The organism is Pseudomonas sp. UBA3153 (assembly GCF_002364635.1).
Taxonomy (GTDB): Bacteria; Pseudomonadota; Gammaproteobacteria; order Pseudomonadales; family Pseudomonadaceae; genus Pseudomonas_O; species Pseudomonas_O kuykendallii.
This window is the reverse complement of the sequence record NZ_DEYR01000053.1, coordinates 3000-3447: the sequence shown is the minus strand read 5'-3', so window position 1 is coordinate 3447 and position 448 is coordinate 3000. Positions and strand designations below refer to the sequence as shown.

The following is a 448-nucleotide window of genomic DNA, read 5'->3' as shown; positions in this document are numbered from 1 at the left end:
GCGAAGCCGATCACTTGGATCATCAGCACGCCGAGCAGCGGGAAGCCGGAAGCGTCCACCAGCGACTGCGCCATGGGCGTGAACATCGCCGGCACGCCGTTGGCGGTGACCACGAAGTTCAGCACGCTCGACAGCCCGACGATGGACAGGAAACTGCGCAGCGGCGTGGCGGGGTCCAGCGGCAGCCAGGCCAGCAGCGCGTCGCCGATCATCCGCCCCAGGCCGCTCTGCCCGACCAGCGCGGCGAGGCCGAGAATCGCCGCCACGTAGAGCGCGGTGCGGTGGTTGACCTTGCTGCCGAACTCCTCGGCGCTGACGAAGCCGATCCGCGGCAACAGGCAGAAGCACGCCGCCAGCAGGCCGATCCAGGCGGGCGAGATGCCGTGCAGCGAATCGCTGACCCAGAGCCCGACGGTGATCGCCAGCAGCAGCGCCAGGCGCTTCTCGT

The 448-nt window shown here is 69.6% G+C and carries 1 pseudogene; it reads right to left on the bottom strand.

Annotation, left to right across the window (positions count from 1 at the left end):
* Positions 1–448: pseudogene (locus tag B2X67_RS13345) on the bottom strand (anion permease); the annotation flags it as partial.